The sequence below is a fragment of the Micromonospora luteifusca genome (assembly GCF_016907275.1).
In the GTDB taxonomy this organism is placed as follows: domain Bacteria; phylum Actinomycetota; class Actinomycetes; order Mycobacteriales; family Micromonosporaceae; genus Micromonospora; species Micromonospora luteifusca.
On sequence record NZ_JAFBBP010000001.1, the window covers coordinates 6,615,483 to 6,633,074 of the forward strand.

Sequence of the window (17,592 nt, forward strand, 5' to 3'; positions counted from 1 at the left end):
CGGAGCATGAATCGGTGGACACCGCTATCCAGTTCGGCCTCGAAGTCAACCAGAACAAATACCTGCGTGTGGGTGGCCGGGAGATGCACGCCGTCCTCTCGGTGACCGGGGAGCGGACGACGGGCGAGGACGACACGCCAGCCCGGTCGGATCCGTCCCGGCTGGTCGAGGTGCTGGTGATCGACTGTTCCGGGTCGATGGCGGATCCACCGACCAAGATGGCGGCGGCGCAGCAGGCCGCCGCCGCGGCGATCAACGTGTTGCCGGACGGCGTCCGGTTCGCGGTGATCGAGGGGACCGGGCAGGCCAGAGTGGTCTATCCACCGGCGGAGACGCTCGTGACCGCCTCGCCGGCCACCCGGAAGGAGGCCAAGGCGGCGGTCGCCCGGCTCAGCGCCAGCGGCGGGACGGCGATGGGCAGTTGGCTCGCGGCGGCACGGGACCTGCTTCCGCAGTCCTCGTCGACGATCAATCACGTGCTGCTGCTCACCGACGGCATCAACCAGCACGAGACCGAGGAGGAGTTGGAGCGCACCCTGCGGACCTGCGCCGGTCGGTTCGTCTGCGATCCCCGAGGCATCGGAGAGGGGTGGCACCCGCCGGATCTGCTCCGGATCGCCGCCGCGCTGAACGGCACCGCCGAGGCCGTACGGCGACCGGCCGACCTGGTAGCCAGTTTCCGGGAGTCCATTCGTGTCGCGCTGACCAAGCTCCTGCCGGACGTGCGGATTCGGCTGCGGACCGTGCCGTACGCGAAGGTGATCTTCTTCAAGCAGGCCCGCCCCACCATTCAGGACCTCACCGAGTACGCCACGAAGGTCGACGAGCGCACGTGGGAGGTCGCCACCGGCTCGTGGGGTGCGGAACGCCGGGAGTTTCATGTCTGTCTGGGTGTCGAGCCGCCCGACGACATCCTGGAGCAGGACCGGTTGGCCGCCCGGGTCGACCTGGTGGTCGACGGGGAGCTGCGGGCCGCCACGGCGACCGTCCTCGTGCACTGGACCGTCAACATGGCCAGGTCGGCCCGGATAGATCTCAGCGTCTCCCAGGTGACGGGGCAGGAGGACGTCCGGCAGGCCATCAATGCCGGCTGCGACGCGTACGACCGTGGCGACCGGATCGAGGCACACGCTCAGTGGGCTCGGGCGGTGGCGCTGGCGACGGCGACGCGGGACGAGGTCGCCCTGGACCAGCTGCGGCACCTGGTGGACATCGAGCCCGGTGGCCTCGTCCGGCTCAAGGAGAACCTGAGCCAGACCGACATCAAGGTCAGCATGATCGAGTCGACGCAGAACCCGGTGCACCCACCGGTGCAGCGGGGCACGGCGGTCGCGGACCAGATCTGCGGTGCCTGCGGGGAGACGTCACCGCCCGGCGCGGGCCGTTGCGAGAATTGTGGTCGGCGGTTCGCGGGCGACGACCCACCAGCGGAAGTGTTGGTATGACGGCGGTCGTGGGTACCTCGCCGCTGGTCAGCACCACCCGGCAAACCCTCGTGCGTCTGCGCGGGTGGCTGCTTGGGATCACCGCGGTCACCCTGGGCACCAGTCTGGCGATCTTCCTCGGTGTCGCCGGGAATGCCGACGTCGCCGCGGACCGGTCCGTGCCGGCGATCCTCGCCAGCTACGACGCGCAGGACGCGCTGCGCAACGCGCACCTCGCCGCGGTGCGCAACCTCGCCGAGGGTGGCGAGGTCCTCGGCGGGCCCGGGGTGGATTACCAGCGCCAGATCGCCGGTGCCGGCCAGTACCTCACCCTGTTGGCGGAGAACAACGCGGCCGGCGACAAGGGCACCCAGGCGATCCAGACGATCGAGGCGTTGCTGGTCACCTACACCGGGCTCATCGGCCAGGCCGATGCGCGCTACCGGGACGCCAGTCTGCGGGCGCTCGGGGTGGCCGCGCTCCGGGACGCGGCGAGCCTGTTGGACGACATCCTGGTCCGGCTTGAGCGTCTGCGGGGCATGCAGTTGCGTGCCTTGGACAGCCAGGTGCACAACGTCTGGACCAACAAGCTGACCGCGGCCGTCTGGTTGCTGCCGTTGGTGGGGCTCGGCGTGCTGTTGATCCGGACGCAGGTGTACCTGACCCGCCGCTTCCGCCGGACGATGAATGTTCCCCTGCTGGTGGCCACGGCCGCGACGGTGGGGATGGTGGCCCTCACCTCGTTGAGTCTCGGTTCGGCGAGCCAGTTGGACCGGGCCCGCGCGGGAGTCGAAGCCGTGCACGGCAGCCGGCAGGGGCAGCTCGAGGACGTGCGTTTCCGGGCCGCCGACGGCTTGGCGAGTGCCGTGCGGGAGCAGTGCAGGGCCGCCTGCGCCGACACCATCGCGGAAATCGGCACGCGGTCGCCGTCCCCGTCCTCGACGCCGGGGCTGGCGGTCATCGCGGCCGACGTCGCCATCACCGCCGATGCCGTCGGCGCGGCCGACAGTCGCTCCGTCGAGCTCGCCCTGCCCCTGCTCGCGCTCGGCATCGCGGTGCTGGTCCTCGCGGGCTTCCGACCCCGCCTGGCGGAATATGGAGAGCGGTCGACATGAAGCGGTGCCCACGGAGGTCGCGAACGGTGTTGGCGATGGCCACGGCGTTGCTGGCTGGTGTCGCGTTGAGCGGATGCGCTGCCGAGCCGGCCGCGGAGCTGACGGTCCTCGGTTCCTGGACCGACGAGGAAGAGGCGGAGTTCACGAGGGTTCTGCACGACTTCGAGGCCGCGTCGGGCATTCGGACCCGTTACCAGGGGCACCGGGACGTCAGCCAGGTGCTCCAGGTGGGGATCGAGCGAGGTCGCCCGCCCGACGTCGCGATCCTGCCCCGCCTCAACGACCTGCAACGGTACGTCAACGCCGGCCAACTGGCGCCGCTGAAAGGCGCCTTCACGACCGACCCGGCCGCCGCTCCGCAGCTGATCAAGCTCGCCCGCAAGGTCGGGCCGGACGGCAACCCGGTCGGTGGCGAACTCGCCTACGCGGTCACGATCGCCACCCACCTGAAGAGCGTGGTCTGGTACGACCCGGCAGAGCTGGCCAAGTTCGGCGAGCATCCGCCACGGACGTGGGAGGAGATGGTCAGCCAGACCCAGCGCATCGCCGATGGTCAGCAGGTGCCCTGGTGCCTCGGAATGAGTGCCCCGCCGGTCTCCGGCTGGCCGGGCACCGACTGGATCGAGGACATCCTGTTGCACGACTCCGGCCTCGTCGCCTACGAGCGCTGGACCCACGGCGACCTCCCCTGGACCGCACCGGAGATCAGGGCCGCCTGGGAAACCTGGGGTGCCCTGCTGCGGGTCTCGGCGGGGGAGACGGCCCGAGCCAGCCTCTACACCAAGTTCCAGGTGGCGGGGAAGGGGCTGTTCCCGCGCGAGGAGCCGGCAGCGTCGTCCGCCAAGCGGGGTTGCCATCTGGACCACCAGGGTTCCTTCGTGATCCGCGACTACCGGCGGCACCTGGCAAAACTGGCCAGCTCGACGAGGGCCGCGTCGCCTGCCCCGTCGTTCACCTTCTTCCCGACACCACCGCCGGCCACAAAGACGGACAACTCGTCGCTGCAGGAGGTCTCCGACGATGTCGCGGCCATGTTCCGCGACACCGAGCCAGCCAGGAAACTGATGAGCTACCTCGCCTCCGGGCAGGCGCAGGTGGCCCGGCGTGCGCAGACCCAGGACGTGGCCTTCAGCCGGCGGACGACGGCCGCCGACTACCAGGACCCGGTCACGAAGGCGGTCGCGGCGCGGCTGCACACCGGCACCCTGTGCTGGGACGGGTCGGACCTGCTGCCGGCGGCGATGGCCACGGCCTTCGAGCGGGCGGTCCTGGTCTACCTGGAGGCACCGGAGCGTCTGGACGTTCTGCTGACCGAACTCGAAGCGGTCCGAGGGAAGTTGTCGAAGACCGAGTGGATGGATCTCCAGTGCGTGCCGACCGCGTGAGAGGGCAGTGAACGATGACGGAGTTGCGCAGATTCGACCTCGACGGTGGCGGGTCGGTGGTGGTCGAGGTCGACGGTAGGGCCGGTGTGACGCCGGCTGGCAACGCCGGCAAGGTGGTCCGCGAGGCGCGGGCGACGTTCGACCGGGCGCTCTCCGAGGTCCGCGACGCCGCATCCGCCGCGCTCGGCCAGTTCCAGTCGATGGCTCACCGTCCGGACGAGGTCGAGATCACCTTCGGAGTGCAGTTGACCGCGGAGACCGGCGCAGTGATCGCCCGGACCGGCGTGCAGGGTCAACTGACGGTGACGGTGCGCTGGCACCGGCCGCACGCGGAGACCCCGTAGCCGAACCGGACGGCCCGGTTCGGCGACGTTTGTCCCGGGCTTCGACGGGAAACGGCCCGCAATGACGAAACCTCGTGTGGTGATCGTGGGAGCCGGGTTCGCTGGTTACCACGCGGCGAAGACGTTGAGCCGGATCGCCCGGGACCGGGCCGAGATCGTGGTGCTGAACTCCACCGACTACTTCCTCTATCTGCCGCTGCTGCCCGAGGTGGCGGCCGGCGTGGTCGAACCCAAACGGATCGCGGTGCCGCTGACCGGGACGCTCAAGGGCGTACGGGTGGTGATCGGCGAGGCGGACCACGTCGACCTGCAGAACCGCTGGGTCGGCTTCACCCAGGCGGAGGGGGACAAGAACCGGCTGGCGTACGACCGGCTGATTCTCGCCGTGGGCAGCGTCAACAAGCTGCTGCCCATCCCGGGGGTGACCGAGTACGCGCACGGCTTCCGCGGCCTGCCCGAGGCCGTCTACCTGCACGACCACATCGTCCGTCAGATCGAGCTGGCCGAGCAGGCCGAGGACCCGGCCGAGCAGCAGGCCCGCTCCACGTTCGTGGTGGTCGGGGCGGGCTACACCGGCACCGAGGTCGCCGCGCACGGGCAGTTGTTCACCGATGCGCTGCACGCCCAGCGGCCCCGACTCCCCGTCCGCCCCCGCTGGATGCTGCTCGACGTCGCCCCCCGGGTGCTGCCGGAGCTGGACAAACGGATGTCGGACACCTCGCACAAGGTGCTCAACCGTCGTGGTGTGGACGTCCGGATGGGCACGTCCGTGGCCGAGGCGACCTGCGACGGGGTGAAGCTCACCGACGGCGAGTACGTGCCGACCTGCACGCTGGTGTGGTGTGTGGGGGTACGCCCCGACCCGTTCGTCAACGAGCTGGGTCTGCGTACCGACCGGGGTCGGCTGGTGGTCGACGAGTTCCTCAACGTCCCCGGCTACCCGGAGGTGTACGCCTGCGGCGACGCCGCCGCAGTGCCCGACCTGGTCAATCCGGGTCAGATCTGCGGGATGACGGCCCAGCACGCGCAGCGGCAGGGCAAGCGTGCGGCACAGAACATCGCCGCGTCGTACGGCTTCGGCCGGCGCAAGCCGTACAAGCACCACGACCTGGGCTGGGTCGTCGACCTGGGTGGCAAGGACGCGGCGGCGAACCCGTTGCAGGTGAACCTGGCCGGGTTGCCCGCCAAGGCGGTCACCCGGGCGTACCACCTGATGGCGATGCCCGGAAATCGCACGCGGGTCAGTGCCGACTGGGCGCTGGACGCCGCGCTGACCCGGTCGGCGGTCCAGTTGGGGTTGGTGCCGGCCAACGCGGTGCCGTTGGAGAGCACCACACCCGAGGTCGCGACCCGAGCCCGCTGAACTCGCAGTGCGCCCTTCGGCCGGTCAGCCCGGGTGGGCGGGACCGGCTGGTCGGCGTGACCGCGCGGTCGGACCGGTCGGCGGGGTGGGCCGGAGCCGGCGCGGGCCGTACTCGCGCAGCATGGTCTGGACGATGCCGGCGGCGGGGATGGCCAGCAGCGCGCCGAGCAGCCCGGCCAACTCCGCCGCGAGCAGCACGCTGATCAGGACGGTCAGCGGGTTGAGCCGGACCGCGCGGGACAGGATGAACGGCTGGAGCAGGTGGTTTTCCACCTGCTGGTAGACGACGAAGAAGACCAGCACCACCACCCCGGCGGTGGGGGAGTGCAGGAAGCCGGCCCCGGCCGCGATGATCGCGCCGAGGGTCGCACCGACCAGCGGTATCAGGTCGGCCACCGCCACCAGCAGGGCGATCACGGCGGCGAACGGCACCCCGGTGAGGGCCAGCACCACGAAGGTCAACACCCCGCAGATCACGCTGATCAGCAGGTTGCCGGTGAGGTAGCCGGTGACGGTGCGGGACACCTCCCGGCCTACCCGGTCCAGCCGCTCACCCCGGCCGTCCCCGGCCGCGTCGAGCACGCCGCGGGTGATCCGCGGCGCTTCCAACACCATCAGGTACGCCAGCACGATGACCGTCACCAGCCCGGCCACCGTCTCGACGACGCCGCGCAGCACGCCGACGGCGGGTTGGCGTAGTCGGGAGCCGAGTACGCGCAGCTGGTCGGAGTGCTCGCTGACGTAACGCCGCGCGCCGGTGCGCTCCAGCAACTGGCCCAGGGGGCCTCGGCCGGCGCGGGCGTCGTGCAACAGAGCGGGCGCCCGGTCGGCGAACCGGCCCAGCTCCCCGAACAACGGCACCAGGATGAGCGCGGCCAGGATCGCCAGCAGCACGAACGCGGCGAGGAACACCAGCAGGGTCGCCAACGACCGGCGCCGCACGAAACGGCGTTGCACCCGGTCGACGAGGGGCTTGAGCGCGACGGCGAAGAACGCGGCGACCACGGCCCAGACCAGTACCCGGCGGGTGGCGTAGACGAAGGCGAGCGCGAACGCGGTGGCCAGCACCAGACCGATCACGATCAGGGTCCGGCGGGCGGTCGCCCGATCGTCGGCGTTGCTCATCCGCAGCGCCTTCCCCGCACCCGTCGTCGAAAACCCGGCATTGCGGACGGAACGGCGATCAGTGGCGTCCGGGTTCGTCCGCGTCGGTGACGGGGTGGGCGCCGGCGACGAACGTGTCGAGCGCGGCGGCGTGCAGCAGACCGCCGGGCACCGGGTCGCGCAGGGCGGCCACCGCCAACCGCCCCACCGGCAGCCCAGCGGGCCGCGACGTCGCGGCCAGCACCAGGTTGCCGTACCGCCGGCCGCGCAGCATCCGCCGGTCGCCGAGCACGCACACGTCGGCGAAGACCGCCCGCAACGTGGCCACCTGCACCCGGGTGCCCACCAGGGGCGGCAGGTCCGTCACGTTGACCAGGTACGACCCGTCCGGGCGCAGGGTGCGGGCCACCTCGGCGGCGAACTCGACGGTGCGTACGTGTCGAGGCATCCGGGCCGCCCGGTAGATGTCGGCGATCACCAGGTCGTATCGACCGGCCGGGGTGGCGGTGAGCGCGTCCCGGGCGTCGGCGACCTCCACCCGCACCTCCGGCGGCAGCGCCGGCAACTCCCGGGCGACCAGCTCGACCACCGCCGGGTCCCGCTCGACGACCCGTTGCGGGGAGCCGGGCCGGGTGGCAGCCAGCCAGCGAGGCAACGTCAACGCTCCGCCACCGAGATGCAGAACGCTCAGCGGGGCGCCCGCCGGGGCGACCAGATCCACCGCCGAGGCGATCCGCCGGACGTACTCGAAATGCAGGTGCCGGGGGTCCTCGACATCCACGTACGACTGCTCGACCCCGGCGGACAGCAGTGTCCGCCCGGTCCGGCGGACCGGGTCGGCGACCAACTCCAACCGGTCGGCGGCGCGGTTCATATCCGGCACGCTAGCCGAGCCCACGCCCCACCCGGACCGTGGCCCGGCACGGCGGACGGGCCGGCGGAGCGGGGTCGCCCCCGGCCCGCCGGCCCGCCGATGTCGCGGTGGCCGTCAGCCGCCAGCCATCCCGGCTCCCACCTCGTCGATCGCGTCGTCGATCTGACGGGCGAGGTCCACGTCGAGCGCGGTCACCCCGTTGGCCTGGGTGGTCCGCACGGTCAACACGGCGGCGGTGTCACCCGGACGTCCGATGCTCGGGCCACGGCCGGTGTCCTGACGCATCCGGTCCAGCCGGTCGAGCACCCGGTCCAGGTTGTCCGGAGGCAACGCGATCACCCGGTAGAGGCCCTGGCTGTCGCCGGTCCAGTACGGCAGGTCGTCGAGCACCGCACTGATCTCGTCCGGGTCCAGGGTAGGTGTGGTGGTGGAGGCGCCCACGAGACCGCCACCGGCCTCCGGCGGGTTCAGCAGGTCACGCAACCCGTCGGGTACGTGCAACGACTCGACCAGGTCGCCGTCCTGCTCGGCGAGTGCGGCGAACGTCGCCTCGGCCTGGTACCGGGCCTGCTCCGGGGTGTTGCCGCTGATCCGGCCCACCTCAGCCAGGAAGCCGGCCAGGTCATGGTGCCGCTCGACGCCGTCGACGGGCAGCACGTCGTGCAGTGACGACGGCACCGCCGCGAGCAGTCGTTGCCGCTCGGCCGTCTCCAGGGCGAAGGCGAGGACCAGCACGGTCGCCTCGGTGCCCACCTTGGCCGTCTTGAAGTCGACCCCGGCCCGCCGACGGACCTCGTCGACCAGGTCGTGGTAGCCCATGCTGTTCACGCCGGCCGCGCCGCTCGGCGGGGACGGCTGAGGCCGTGGATTGTCGGCACTGCCGATCTGTGGTGGTGCCGGCCCGCCACGCGTACTGTCCGGTTTGTGAACCCCGGCGGCCGGTGGTCCGGCCCGCTTGCCCCCCTCAAGGCTCTTGAGTTGCTTGGAAGCGCTCAGGCTGGCACCGATCTCGCTGGGCTGGCGACTCTGTTCGCGGGCCTGCCGGGCCAGAGTCCGACGCCTCTGGTTGTCGCCCTCCATCTGCTTGCGCATGGTGGCACCCTTCCGCTGGGGATCGTGACTGCGCCACTCGCCTTCCCGCCCTCCGGGGAGCCGAAACAGACGCCGCCGGCCGGGTCGGCCCGGTGTCCGCGGCGCTTCATCCGGCGGGGGTGAGGGGTGCTCACCCGCTCAGCACGCACGATCGGGGCAGGACCGAGGTTCTTCCGAGGTACGCGGAAGGAAGGTCGTCATGAAGCAGATCGTCGAGATCGTTCCCGCCCGAGCCGGCTGGTACGCCCGCTGGCAGCTCGCACCCGAGATCACCAGGTGTTACCCGGTGAGTCTGTGGGCGCTGCTGGAGGAGGCCGACGGAACTGGCCGTGAGGTCATCGGCATGGACTGCATCGGCCAGTGGCCTGGCGCGGACGACAACGAGGCGGGTGGGCAGTTCGTCCGCTACCTGTACCAGACGCCCGATTCGGGTGAGCCCGAGGACGTCGACCCGACCCCGACCGGCGAGCTGCGTGAGGACGGGCCTCGGCTCCAGCCGATGACGGCCCCCTAGACATTCCTCCGGCCCCCGACCCCAGGTCCCAGGGTCGGGGGCCATCCCCGTCTGTTCGCAGGGTCGGGGGCCATCCCCGTCTGTTCGCAGGGTCGGGGGCCGTCCCCGTCTGCCGGGGGTGGCCTCTCAGCCGATGGCGCGCAGGTCGTCGGCGGCGTGCTCCACGGCCAGCAACTCGGTCAGACCCGTGCGATCCAGCAGCCGCTGCAGGTGTCGGCCGACCCCGGTCAGCCGGATCGTCCCGGCGGCGCGGTGCACCACCAGCAGCGCGCTGAGCCCGGAGGAGTCGCAGAGGGTCACGCCGGTCAGGTCGATCAGCACCTGCTGGTCGCCGCGCAGGTCGGCCGCCGCGGCGATCAGTTCGGGCGCGCTGTCGTAGTCGAGCTCGCCAACCAGCCGTAGTCGGACGTGTCCGGCATCGAGCCGGGTTGCCTCGATGGTCAACAACTGGTCGGACATCCCACCATGTTCCCAGTCGGGCGATCCGCCGCAACTCGGGGGGCGACGGCGCGTACCGGGAGTGGCCGCCCGGTGCCGCCCCGGCGGTGGCGGCGGTGCCCGCCAGCGGCGCTGAGATGCCGCTTTCCAGCTACGCGCGTAGGGTGGGCTGGAGAGTTTTGACCATGGACGCCGGTTCCGGCACGGGTTCGGGTGGATGACAAGGAGTGAGGCTCAGCTGGTGACTGCTTCCGACGTCAGGGACTGGGACCCGGGCGACGGACGGCTCTCGACGCCGAGCACGACACGGTCTCCGGCGTGGTCCGCCGACCTCCCGCCCCACCCCACCGCGGCCATGCCGCCGCTGCCCTCCGACCGGGGTTCCGCCGTACCCGACCTGTTCGAGGTCGTCGAGCACTTCCGTGAGGGCCTGGTGGTCTGTGACGCCACCGGTGTCGTCCGGCACGTCAGCCCGGTGGCCGAGCGGTTACTGCCCGGTGTGACGCCCGGCGAGCTGCTGAGCGCGGCCGGGGTGCCCGGTCTGAGCGAGGGCAACGCCGGCGGCTTCAGCTATCGCGGGCGACGGCTCACCGCCCGCCAGGTGCCCCTCTCCGGTGCCCGCTGCTGCTGGTACGTCGAGGACGTCACCGACAGCGTCGGCCGTGCCGACGCGCTGCTCGCCGAACAGGCACGCTCGGCCTTTCTGGCCGTGGTCGGTGACAAGCTGGGCAACCCGCTGCACCCCGACCGGGCCGCCGCCGCCGTCGTCCGCCTCGCCGTGCCGACCCTGGCCGAGGTGGCCGTGCTGGTCCTCGCCCCGCGCGCAGGTCGGGCCCGTTGGTGGCGGACCGCGCGCGCCGACGACGAAACGCCGATGGTGGACAGCGGCGCGCTGCCCGCCGGCGAGCTGCCAGCCGCCATCGCCGACGGGCTGACCGGGATCGAACCGCACGCGGTGGACTGGTTGGTCGAGCAGGCGGTCGACGCCGGTCTGCTGCCCGGCCTCGCCGGCACCGGCAGCGCCGCCCGGGTCGTCCCACTGCCCGGTCGTGACGCGCCGGTCGGTGTGCTGCTGGTCGCCCGCCGCGCCACCGGTTGGTACGACGACGCCGACGTGGAGCTGATCCGCGCGTTCGCGGCCCGCGCCGGAGCGGCGTTGACCACCGCTCTGCTCTACCGCGACCAGGCGGAGGTCGCCGACACCCTCCAGTCCAGCCTGCTGCCGGTCGAGCCGGCCGAAGCCGCGGGCGTGCAGTGGGGCACCGCGTACCGGCCGGCGCAGGCGGGACTGCGCATCGGGGGCGACTTCTACGGCTCGCACCGACTCGCCGACGGGGGCTCGGTGTTCTTCCTCGGCGACGTGTCCGGCAAGGGCGTCGAGGCCGCCGTCCTCACCGGCCAGTTACGTCAGTGTCTGCAGGCGTTGCACCGGTTGGAGTCGCACCCCGGGCGGTTGCTGCGGCTGCTCAACGACGCGTTGCTGGAGACCACCCGGGCGCACGGGCAGGGCCGCTTCGCCACGATCGTGCTCGGTGTGGCCCGCCCACAGCGCGACGGGGGCCTCACCCTCACCCTGGCCGGCGGCGGGCACCTGCCGCCGCTGGTGCTGCGCGCCTCCGGCGAGGTGGAGTCGGTGCCGCTGCGGGGCATGCTGATCGGGGTGGTGCCCGACCCCCGCGTCGGCGAGGTGACCGTGCGGCTGGCACCGGGTGAAACCTGCCTGCTCTACAGCGACGGGGTGACCGAGGCCCGAGGTGGCCGTCGCGGCGATGAGCAGTTCGGCACGGAACGGCTGGTCACCGCGCTGACCGGCTGTCAACGGATGCCGGCGCCGGCCTTGGCCGAGCGGGTCGAGCAGGTCACCTGCGACTGGTTGGCGCACGGCGACCACGACGACATCGCGGTGCTGGCGCTGCGGGCGGCCGGCCCGAGCGGGCGCGGGTCGCGGCACCTGCACTCGGTGCCCACACCGGCCGGCCCCGACCAGCAGGAGGAGATCGACGCGTGAGCACCGCTACGGCCGCCGCCGACCCGACCGACGCCTACGTCGGCTATCTGGACTGCCTCGCCGACGCCGACGAGTACGCCGCCATCGACATGGCGATCGGCCTGCTCGACGCGGGCGTACCGGCGGAGCGGGTGCTGCTCGATCTGGTCGCGCCCGCCCAGGCCGAGGTGGGCGAGCGGTGGGCGCGCAACGAGTGGAGCGTCGCTCAGGAGCACGCGGCCACCCACATCAGCGAGCAGGTGGTGGCGGCGGTGGCCGCGCACGCCAACCCGCGCCCGACCGGCGGACGGGTCGTGGTCGCCTGCATGGACGGCGAGTGGCACGCGCTGCCGCCCCGGCTGGTCGCCGAGGTGCTGCGGTTGCGCGGCTGGCAGGTGACCTTCCTGGGCGCCAGTGTGCCCGCGGCGCACCTCGTGTCGTACCTGCACCGCTACGACGCGCACGCGGTCGCGTTGGCGTGCGCGCTGCCGATGCGGCTGCCGCACGCCCACCGGATGATCGAGGCTTGCCGCCGCTCGGACGTGCCGGTGGTGGTCGGTGGGCGCGGGTTCGGGGTGGATGGCCGGTGGGCGCGTCGGCTCGGCGTCGCCTGGGCGCCCGACGCGCCCTCGGCGGCTGAGCTGATCGCCGACGAGCGCACGCTGCGCGGGGTGCCGCCGGCGCAGCTCGCCCACCTGGCCGACGACGAGTACGCGAGCCTGGTACGGCGTCGTGGCGAGCTGATCGACAGCGCGTTGGCGGACGTGCTCGACCAGGTGCCGGCCGCGCGGGCCTACACCGCCACACAGCTCGACGCGACCGTGAGCGACCTGGGTCACATCGTGGACTTCCTGGCCGCGGCCGTCTACGTCGACGACCCCTCGTTGTTCACCGAGTTCGTCGAGTGGCTGTCGGTGATCCTGCGGAGTCGCGGCGTACCCGCCACGGCCGTCGCCCGGCCCATGGAGCACTTCACCGTCGCGCTGCGTGACTTCCCCCGGGCGGGGCGTGTGCTGGCCCTGGGGCGCGCCGCGCTGCCCACCGCCGGCCCCTGAAACGCCCACCCGGCGGCCCCGCTGTCGATCACCGCGCCCTGCGGTGGCTCGGGGTGCGCCTGCGTATACTTGTCGCACTGCAAACGTCCCACCCGTGGGTGGAGCGAGGGGGAGAACGGTGACGTTCAGCGTCAGCTACGTCGAACGCGACGACGGCGGCGCCTGCCTGCGGCTCAAGGGCGAGCTGGACCTGAGCACCGCCCCCGAGCTGAGCGCCGCGATCGACGGGCTCACCGCCGCCGGCGAGACCCGGGTGCTGCTCGACCTCACCGACCTCACGTTCTGCGACTCCACCGGGATGGCTGTGTTCGTCCGGGGGGATAATCAGACGGCGGCCGCCGGAGGGTGGCTTCGGCTCACCGGCGCCAACGGCCGCGTCGAGCGGGTGTTGCGGGTGACCGGTCTGGCCGAGGTCCTGCACTACGAACCTGAGTCGGTCGACCCCGCGTCCCGCAGTGCTTCCTGATGGGCTAGATTTCCCCGCCAACGCGGTGACCGTCCGGTCCCGTCCCCGCCGACCCGAGGCAGGTAGTGATGGGCGCAGACAGCCCACAGCCAGTACGCATCCTGGTGGTCGACGACGACCCGGGCGACGTGCTCATGATCGAGGAGGCGTTGGCGGACTCCGACGTCGACAAGATCATTGACGTGGTCAGTGACGGTGAAGAGGCGATGGAGTTCCTCCGCGCCGAGGGCCGGCACGACCAGGCCCGCCGGCCGGACGTGATCCTGCTCGACCTGAACATGCCGCGGATGGACGGTCGGCAGGTGCTCGGCGCGGTGAAGCAGGACGAGGATCTGCGGACCATCCCGATCGTCGTGCTGACCACGTCCAACGCCGACACCGACATCGTCGGCAGCTACACGCTGCAAGCCAACGCATACGTCACCAAGCCGATCGACCTGGACGACTTCAACGACGTGGTCCGCCGCATCGACGAGTTCTTCGGCCGGGTGGTCGTGCTGCCCAAGCGGGTCTGACGCGCACCCTACGCGCGCATGCTGAACATTTTTCCCGAACCTCCTCGGTGGCGGTGGACGCGGCCGAGGATCCAGGTGGGGAAGTAACAGCAGCTGCCTGGGGGGGCGACAGTATGAGGTTCTCCGTCGTTGAGACCGGTTACGACCAGCGGCAGGTGGATTCCTGCCTGGACGAGTTGGGGATCCGGTTGTCCCGGCTCGCGGCGCGGGCCGAGGGCGCTGCGGGAGCGGCCCGGGAGTGGGACGAGATCCGCCAGGAGGCGGCCTGGCTCAGCGGGCTCCTGCGGCGGCTGGACCTCGGCGACGCCGTCGTCGGCCGGTACGGCGGGGACGCGGTGCGGCGCGAGGCCGCCGAGATCCTGGCCCAGGCCCGTGTCGCGCTGGATGAGGCCCGCGAGGAGGCACGGCAGGTGCGGGAGCGGGCGTACGCGGAAGCCGTGCAGGCCCGGCGCGACTTCGAGGTGGCGCTGTACGCCCGTCGGCGGCGCGAGGCGCGGGTGGACGAGATCCTCAACCAGTTGACGGTGGATCAGGTGCCCGCCGACACCCCGACCGCGGCTGCCGGCGTACCGGACAGCCGGGTGGGAGTCGGCGGGCTGGACGCGGGCGCGGAGCCCCCGCCCGGCCGTCGCTGACGCCAGGGGGCGCCTCGCTCAGGTGGTGAGGGCGGCTACGACGGTGGTCGCCCGATCCTCGTGCTGGGCGTACGCGTCGGGGTAGGCGGAGATCTGCACGGCCTGGGCGGCTGCGGTGACGCTCATGTCCTGCCAGCCCGGGATCTCGTTGAGCGCGCTGTAGAAGGCCCGCGCGGCGTACGACGGGCGCATCAACTGGGCCACCGTCCCCCAGCCGCTGCTGGGTCGCTGCTGGAACAGCCCGACCGAGTCGTGGTCCGAGCCGCTGCCCTGGTTCGGGTACTCGGCCGACTCGGGCAGGACCGCGCTTGCCAGGTTGTAGAGGTTGCTCTCCTGCATGGCGGTGGACAGTGCCACCACCAGGGCGCGGCGCGGCATCTTCATCTCCAGGCCGACATCCACGATGGTCTTCGCGTTGTCCATCTGCGCCTGGTCGAGACCGGCAACCGGTCGGGGTCGGCGTGGCTTGACCGGCTTCTTGGGTGCCTTGCGTGTGGCGGTGTGGGCGGGCGTGGGCGTGACCGTCGGGCTGGGGAGGATCCGTGCGGGGACGGCCTCGCGGTCCAGCGACCGGGAGGCGCGCTCCTGCGCGATGGCGGCACGGTCGGCCACCGCCTCGGCGAGCGGCTCCACCGTGCGGGGGGTGGGGGTGTCGTCGCTGCCTCGGGCGGTGGCGACCGCGACGAGGCTTAGGCAGCAGGTCACACCGGTGGCCAAGGCCACCCGGAGCGGGGTCGAGCCCAGCAGGGGGCGTCGCGGCGCTTCCAGGGCGCGGTGACGGCCTATCGTCCGTTCGGTTGATGCGGCATCGCTCGACAGGGTGCTCGGGCGGGCGTTGGTCAGCTTCTGGTCGGCGGGGTCGTCGGGGTGCACCCGCCGAGGTTAAAGAGCTGACCGGTCGATGCCATCGGCCTGTGCGGTGGCATGCGCCACAATTTGCCCCGATCATGCCGACTTCGAGGGGCAAAAGTGGCGCTAGCCTGACCAACCTCGCGGAACGGGCCCGACCGTTATTCCCGATTCGCCGGGTGAATGCGGTCGTCCGGTCGTGCCCTGAACTGACCCGCCGTCGCTTTTCCGGGTTCGGTCATTCGGCTGGGTGTCACCTCCACCGAACGGCCGACTGCACGTCACCCACCCGCTCCACTCGCCCGGGCAGGTGCGTGAGGTCGAGGCAGATCAACTCCATGTCGCCGACATCGCGGCATCCCTGCGCGCGGATACCGCAACATCGGCGATACGGAGTTGATCTAGCGCCAGGCGGGCGGGCGGCGCCAAGAGGGCGGCCAGCGCCGGGCGGGCGGGCGGTGCCGGGCGGGCGGCCAGCGCCGGGCGGGCTGGCGGCGGGGCCTGGGCGGGCCGGACCTCAGTGTCGGCCGTTCTCGGCCGGCGTGACGGTCAGACGGTGTCGGCTGGCGTCGCCGCTGGAGAAGGGCCAGAGCCGGTCGGCGTACTCGACCAGGTCGGCCAGCTGATCTCTGCTCAGGCCGGCCGAGGAGATCTCCGCGTGCACGTCGGCCCGGTACCGGCCGTCGTTGTCGCGCCCCAGCTTCGCCTCCGCCCGTACCTGGACGGTGTGCGCCTCGTCGGTGATCTCCCCGGCCACCTCCACCGCCGCGTGGTGCAGGCAGGAGGCGAAGGCCGCGGCCAGCAACTGTTCCGGGGTCAACCCGGTGCAGTGCGGCGCCAGCGGTGAAGCCAGCGCGGTGGAGAGCCCGCCATCGTCGGTGCGTACGTGACCGCCCTCGGCGGTCGCTGTGGCCTCACGCAGCCAGGAACTCTGATCCGGCATCGCGTTTCTCCCGTCGCTCACCAGGTCGGCTACCCGGCGACCGCCCGACGAAACGCCGTGGACTGGGCTGTCAGCGCTCGGAGGCCCGGTTCGGCTCGTCGAGCACCGCCACCGCCTCGGTCGCCTCCGCGGCGGCCTGTTCGGTCCACGGCGACATCGGGGCCGACCGGCGGGTCGTCGGGATCGTCATCGGCACGTACACCCGCGCGTCCACGGCTTCGGCCAGCAGCAGCGCCGCGATCATGCTGGTCGGGCGCTGCGCGGGATCGTCGGCGAGGCAGGAGTGGCACAACTCGGCCACCTCCGGCGGCAGCCCGTCGATCTCGGGCAGCGGCTCGGGTGGCTGACGGCGGCGTACGCCGAGCAGTTCGCTGGTGGTGGCCGCGCGGTACGGCAGGCGGGCGGTGAGGCAGTAGTAGAGCAGCACGCCGAGGGCGTACATGTCGGCGGCGGGGGTGGCCGGCGCCCTCTGCAGCTGCTCGGGCGCCAGGTATGCCGGGGTCCCCAACACCATCCCGATCGGTGTCGAATCCGCCGCGCCGGCGGGGGTGGCGATACCGAAGTCGAGCACCTTCACCCCCGACGGGGTGAGCATGACGTTTGCGGGTTTGACGTCGCGGTGCACGATGCCCTCCGCGTGCGCGGCGGCCAGCGCCGCGGCGACCTCCGCGCAGACCCGTACGGAGATGCGCCAGTCCAGCGGCCCGGCCCGCAGGTGCGCGGCGAGCGTCTCACCCTCGGCCAGCTCCATCACGATGTAGGGCACCGGGCGGCCCGACCAGGTCGAGGAGGTGCCGAAGTCGTGCACGCTCGCCACGTTCGGGTGCACCAGCCGCGCTGCCGAGCGGGCCTCCGCGCGGATCCGGTCCGCCGGGCCGTCCTGATCGTCCGGGCCGGGGAGGATGAGCTTCACCGCGACCGTCCGGTCCAACACCTGGTCGTGTGCCCGCCACACCTCGGACATCCCGCCCACGCCGATGCGCTGCTCGAGCTGGTACCGCCCGTCCAGTGTGCGCATCGCCCGCTCCTCGCCCTCGCCCCGCCGACAGCGGGTGCTCCGGTCGCGGTACCCGAGCGCCGAGCTGGGCAAACCGACAGCCGGCCGGCCCGGCGCACCTCGCTGCGGCACGACGACGGGTGCGGTAGCTTGCGAGCCAGAGCCGGTGTCACCGATTGTGCCGGCACCGTCACCGCAGGGGGCGCCGCGATGGGTGAGGTCACCGTACGCTTCGTCGGCGGGCCCGCGGACGGCCTGGTCCGGCGGCTGCCGGCCAGCTCCGACGGCACCCCGCCGCAGCGTTGGATCATGCGGCACCCGGACGGCACCGGGTCGGTCCAGCCCGGCCCCGACCACCTCTACGAACGCGACCGGCCCGACGACGCGGGCGGCTGGAGCATGCGGTTCGTGCGGACCGACGCGTACGGGGTGTCCGAGTGACGACGAGGCGGGCCTGACCGGTGGTGACGTCCGCGTCACGTCGGCCCGGTC

19 protein-coding genes are annotated in these 17,592 nt (G+C 72.1%); 12 read left to right on the forward strand and 7 right to left on the reverse strand.

Features of this window, described 5'->3' with window-relative positions; translation table 11 throughout:
* The first annotated feature begins 14 nt into the window (after positions 1-14).
* The 5 genes from JOD64_RS29900 to JOD64_RS29920 all read left to right on the forward strand — a co-directional run bounded on the left by JOD64_RS29900 (position 15) and on the right by JOD64_RS29920 (position 5,631).
* Positions 15-1,445: a vWA domain-containing protein gene (locus JOD64_RS29900; protein ID WP_204945327.1), complete on the forward strand. Its 1,431-nt coding sequence runs from the start codon at positions 15-17 to the stop codon at positions 1,443-1,445.
* Positions 1,442-2,539, forward strand: a complete 1,098-nt coding sequence (locus JOD64_RS29905) for a GlnX family signal transduction membrane protein (RefSeq protein WP_204945328.1) — start codon at positions 1,442-1,444, stop codon at positions 2,537-2,539. Before JOD64_RS29900 ends, JOD64_RS29905 begins: the two co-directional genes overlap by 4 nt.
* A 35-nt stretch (positions 2,540-2,574) precedes the next feature.
* Positions 2,575-3,924, forward strand: coding sequence for an ABC transporter substrate-binding protein (locus JOD64_RS29910; RefSeq protein ID WP_204945329.1), 1,350 nt, complete (start codon positions 2,575-2,577; stop codon positions 3,922-3,924).
* 23 nt (positions 3,925-3,947) lie between these two features.
* On the forward strand, positions 3,948-4,268 hold the full coding sequence (locus tag JOD64_RS29915) for a CU044_2847 family protein (protein WP_204945330.1): 321 nt from the start codon (positions 3,948-3,950) through the stop codon (positions 4,266-4,268).
* Between the two features lie 61 nt (positions 4,269-4,329).
* Positions 4,330-5,631 carry an NAD(P)/FAD-dependent oxidoreductase gene (locus tag JOD64_RS29920; RefSeq protein WP_204945331.1) on the forward strand — a complete coding sequence of 434 codons (1,302 nt, stop codon included), beginning with the start codon at positions 4,330-4,332 and terminating at the stop codon, positions 5,629-5,631.
* A 24-nt stretch (positions 5,632-5,655) separates the two neighbouring features.
* On the opposite strand, the gene JOD64_RS29925 is transcribed toward JOD64_RS29920, so the two are convergent.
* The 3 genes from JOD64_RS29925 to JOD64_RS29935 form a co-directional block, all read right to left on the reverse strand.
* Positions 5,656-6,756, reverse strand: coding sequence for an AI-2E family transporter (locus JOD64_RS29925; RefSeq protein ID WP_204945332.1), 1,101 nt, complete (start codon positions 6,754-6,756; stop codon positions 5,656-5,658).
* A gap of 58 nt (positions 6,757-6,814) precedes the next feature.
* Entirely contained in the window at positions 6,815-7,609 is a 795-nt protein-coding gene (locus tag JOD64_RS29930; RefSeq protein ID WP_204945333.1) for a spermidine synthase, read from the reverse strand.
* A gap of 114 nt (positions 7,610-7,723) precedes the next feature.
* A complete protein-coding gene (locus JOD64_RS29935; protein WP_204945334.1) occupies positions 7,724-8,701 on the reverse strand; it encodes a DUF2267 domain-containing protein in 978 nt (325 codons plus the stop codon).
* A 199-nt stretch (positions 8,702-8,900) separates the two neighbouring features.
* On the opposite strand from JOD64_RS29935, the gene JOD64_RS29940 reads away from it, so the two are divergent.
* Positions 8,901-9,215: a hypothetical protein gene (locus tag JOD64_RS29940; RefSeq protein ID WP_204945335.1), complete on the forward strand. Its 315-nt coding sequence runs from the start codon at positions 8,901-8,903 to the stop codon at positions 9,213-9,215.
* Between the two features lie 126 nt (positions 9,216-9,341).
* On the opposite strand, the gene JOD64_RS29945 is transcribed toward JOD64_RS29940, so the two are convergent.
* The gene (locus JOD64_RS29945) at positions 9,342-9,674 is read right to left on the reverse strand and encodes an STAS domain-containing protein (RefSeq protein ID WP_204945336.1); all 333 of its coding nucleotides are present in this window, start codon (positions 9,672-9,674) and stop codon (positions 9,342-9,344) included.
* Positions 9,675-9,894: 220 nt separating this feature from the next.
* Here JOD64_RS29945 and JOD64_RS29950 point away from each other — a divergent pair, with 220 nt between their 5' ends.
* From JOD64_RS29950 to JOD64_RS29970, 5 genes are all read left to right on the forward strand, one after another.
* Complete coding sequence (locus JOD64_RS29950; protein ID WP_204945337.1) at positions 9,895-11,661, forward strand: PP2C family protein-serine/threonine phosphatase; 1,767 nt, start codon at positions 9,895-9,897, stop codon at positions 11,659-11,661.
* Complete coding sequence (locus tag JOD64_RS29955) at positions 11,658-12,695, forward strand: cobalamin B12-binding domain-containing protein (RefSeq protein ID WP_204945338.1); 1,038 nt, start codon at positions 11,658-11,660, stop codon at positions 12,693-12,695. The genes JOD64_RS29950 and JOD64_RS29955 overlap by 4 nt, the downstream gene beginning before the upstream one ends.
* Positions 12,696-12,813: 118 nt before the next feature.
* The gene (locus JOD64_RS29960; protein ID WP_204945339.1) at positions 12,814-13,161 is read left to right on the forward strand and encodes an STAS domain-containing protein; all 348 of its coding nucleotides are present in this window, start codon (positions 12,814-12,816) and stop codon (positions 13,159-13,161) included.
* 68 nt (positions 13,162-13,229) lie between these two features.
* Complete coding sequence (locus JOD64_RS29965; RefSeq protein WP_204945340.1) at positions 13,230-13,676, forward strand: response regulator; 447 nt, start codon at positions 13,230-13,232, stop codon at positions 13,674-13,676.
* A gap of 113 nt (positions 13,677-13,789) precedes the next feature.
* Positions 13,790-14,311 (forward strand): ATP synthase subunit B family protein, encoded by a 522-nt coding sequence (locus JOD64_RS29970; RefSeq protein WP_204945341.1) that lies wholly within the window; start codon positions 13,790-13,792, stop codon positions 14,309-14,311.
* An 18-nt stretch (positions 14,312-14,329) separates the two neighbouring features.
* On the opposite strand, the gene JOD64_RS29975 is transcribed toward JOD64_RS29970, so the two are convergent.
* From JOD64_RS29975 to JOD64_RS29985, 3 genes are all read right to left on the reverse strand, one after another.
* Complete coding sequence (locus JOD64_RS29975; RefSeq protein ID WP_204945342.1) at positions 14,330-15,184, reverse strand: hypothetical protein; 855 nt, start codon at positions 15,182-15,184, stop codon at positions 14,330-14,332.
* A gap of 493 nt (positions 15,185-15,677) precedes the next feature.
* A complete protein-coding gene (locus tag JOD64_RS29980; protein ID WP_030332593.1) occupies positions 15,678-16,103 on the reverse strand; it encodes an OsmC family protein in 426 nt (141 codons plus the stop codon).
* Between the two features lie 70 nt (positions 16,104-16,173).
* On the reverse strand, positions 16,174-17,121 hold the full coding sequence (locus JOD64_RS29985) for a serine/threonine-protein kinase (RefSeq protein ID WP_204945343.1): 948 nt from the start codon (positions 17,119-17,121) through the stop codon (positions 16,174-16,176).
* Positions 17,122-17,310: 189 nt separating this feature from the next.
* On the opposite strand from JOD64_RS29985, the gene JOD64_RS29990 reads away from it, so the two are divergent.
* Entirely contained in the window at positions 17,311-17,541 is a 231-nt protein-coding gene (locus tag JOD64_RS29990; RefSeq protein WP_204945344.1) for a DUF8847 domain-containing protein, read from the forward strand.
* Positions 17,542-17,592 lie beyond the last annotated feature (51 nt).

Excerpts from the sequence above, each read along its gene's own strand:
- JOD64_RS29940 (WP_204945335.1), top strand. The coding sequence starts at position 8,901 with ATGAAGCAGATCGTCGAGATCGTTCCCGCCCGAGCCGGCTGGTACGCC.
- JOD64_RS29980 (WP_030332593.1), bottom strand. The coding sequence starts at position 16,103 with ATGCCGGATCAGAGTTCCTGGCTGCGTGAGGCCACAGCGACCGCCGAG.
- JOD64_RS29945 (WP_204945336.1), bottom strand. The coding sequence starts at position 9,674 with ATGTCCGACCAGTTGTTGACCATCGAGGCAACCCGGCTCGATGCCGGA.
- JOD64_RS29970 (WP_204945341.1), top strand. The coding sequence starts at position 13,790 with ATGAGGTTCTCCGTCGTTGAGACCGGTTACGACCAGCGGCAGGTGGAT.
- JOD64_RS29935 (WP_204945334.1), bottom strand. The coding sequence starts at position 8,701 with ATGCGCAAGCAGATGGAGGGCGACAACCAGAGGCGTCGGACTCTGGCC.
- JOD64_RS29925 (WP_204945332.1), bottom strand. The coding sequence starts at position 6,756 with ATGAGCAACGCCGACGATCGGGCGACCGCCCGCCGGACCCTGATCGTG.
- JOD64_RS29905 (WP_204945328.1), top strand. The coding sequence starts at position 1,442 with ATGACGGCGGTCGTGGGTACCTCGCCGCTGGTCAGCACCACCCGGCAA.
- JOD64_RS29985 (WP_204945343.1), bottom strand. The coding sequence starts at position 17,121 with ATGCGCACACTGGACGGGCGGTACCAGCTCGAGCAGCGCATCGGCGTG.
- JOD64_RS29910 (WP_204945329.1), top strand. The coding sequence starts at position 2,575 with ATGGCCACGGCGTTGCTGGCTGGTGTCGCGTTGAGCGGATGCGCTGCC.
- JOD64_RS29920 (WP_204945331.1), top strand. The coding sequence starts at position 4,330 with ATGACGAAACCTCGTGTGGTGATCGTGGGAGCCGGGTTCGCTGGTTAC.
- JOD64_RS29990 (WP_204945344.1), top strand. The coding sequence starts at position 17,311 with ATGGGTGAGGTCACCGTACGCTTCGTCGGCGGGCCCGCGGACGGCCTG.
- JOD64_RS29965 (WP_204945340.1), top strand. The coding sequence starts at position 13,230 with ATGGGCGCAGACAGCCCACAGCCAGTACGCATCCTGGTGGTCGACGAC.
- JOD64_RS29930 (WP_204945333.1), bottom strand. The coding sequence starts at position 7,609 with ATGAACCGCGCCGCCGACCGGTTGGAGTTGGTCGCCGACCCGGTCCGC.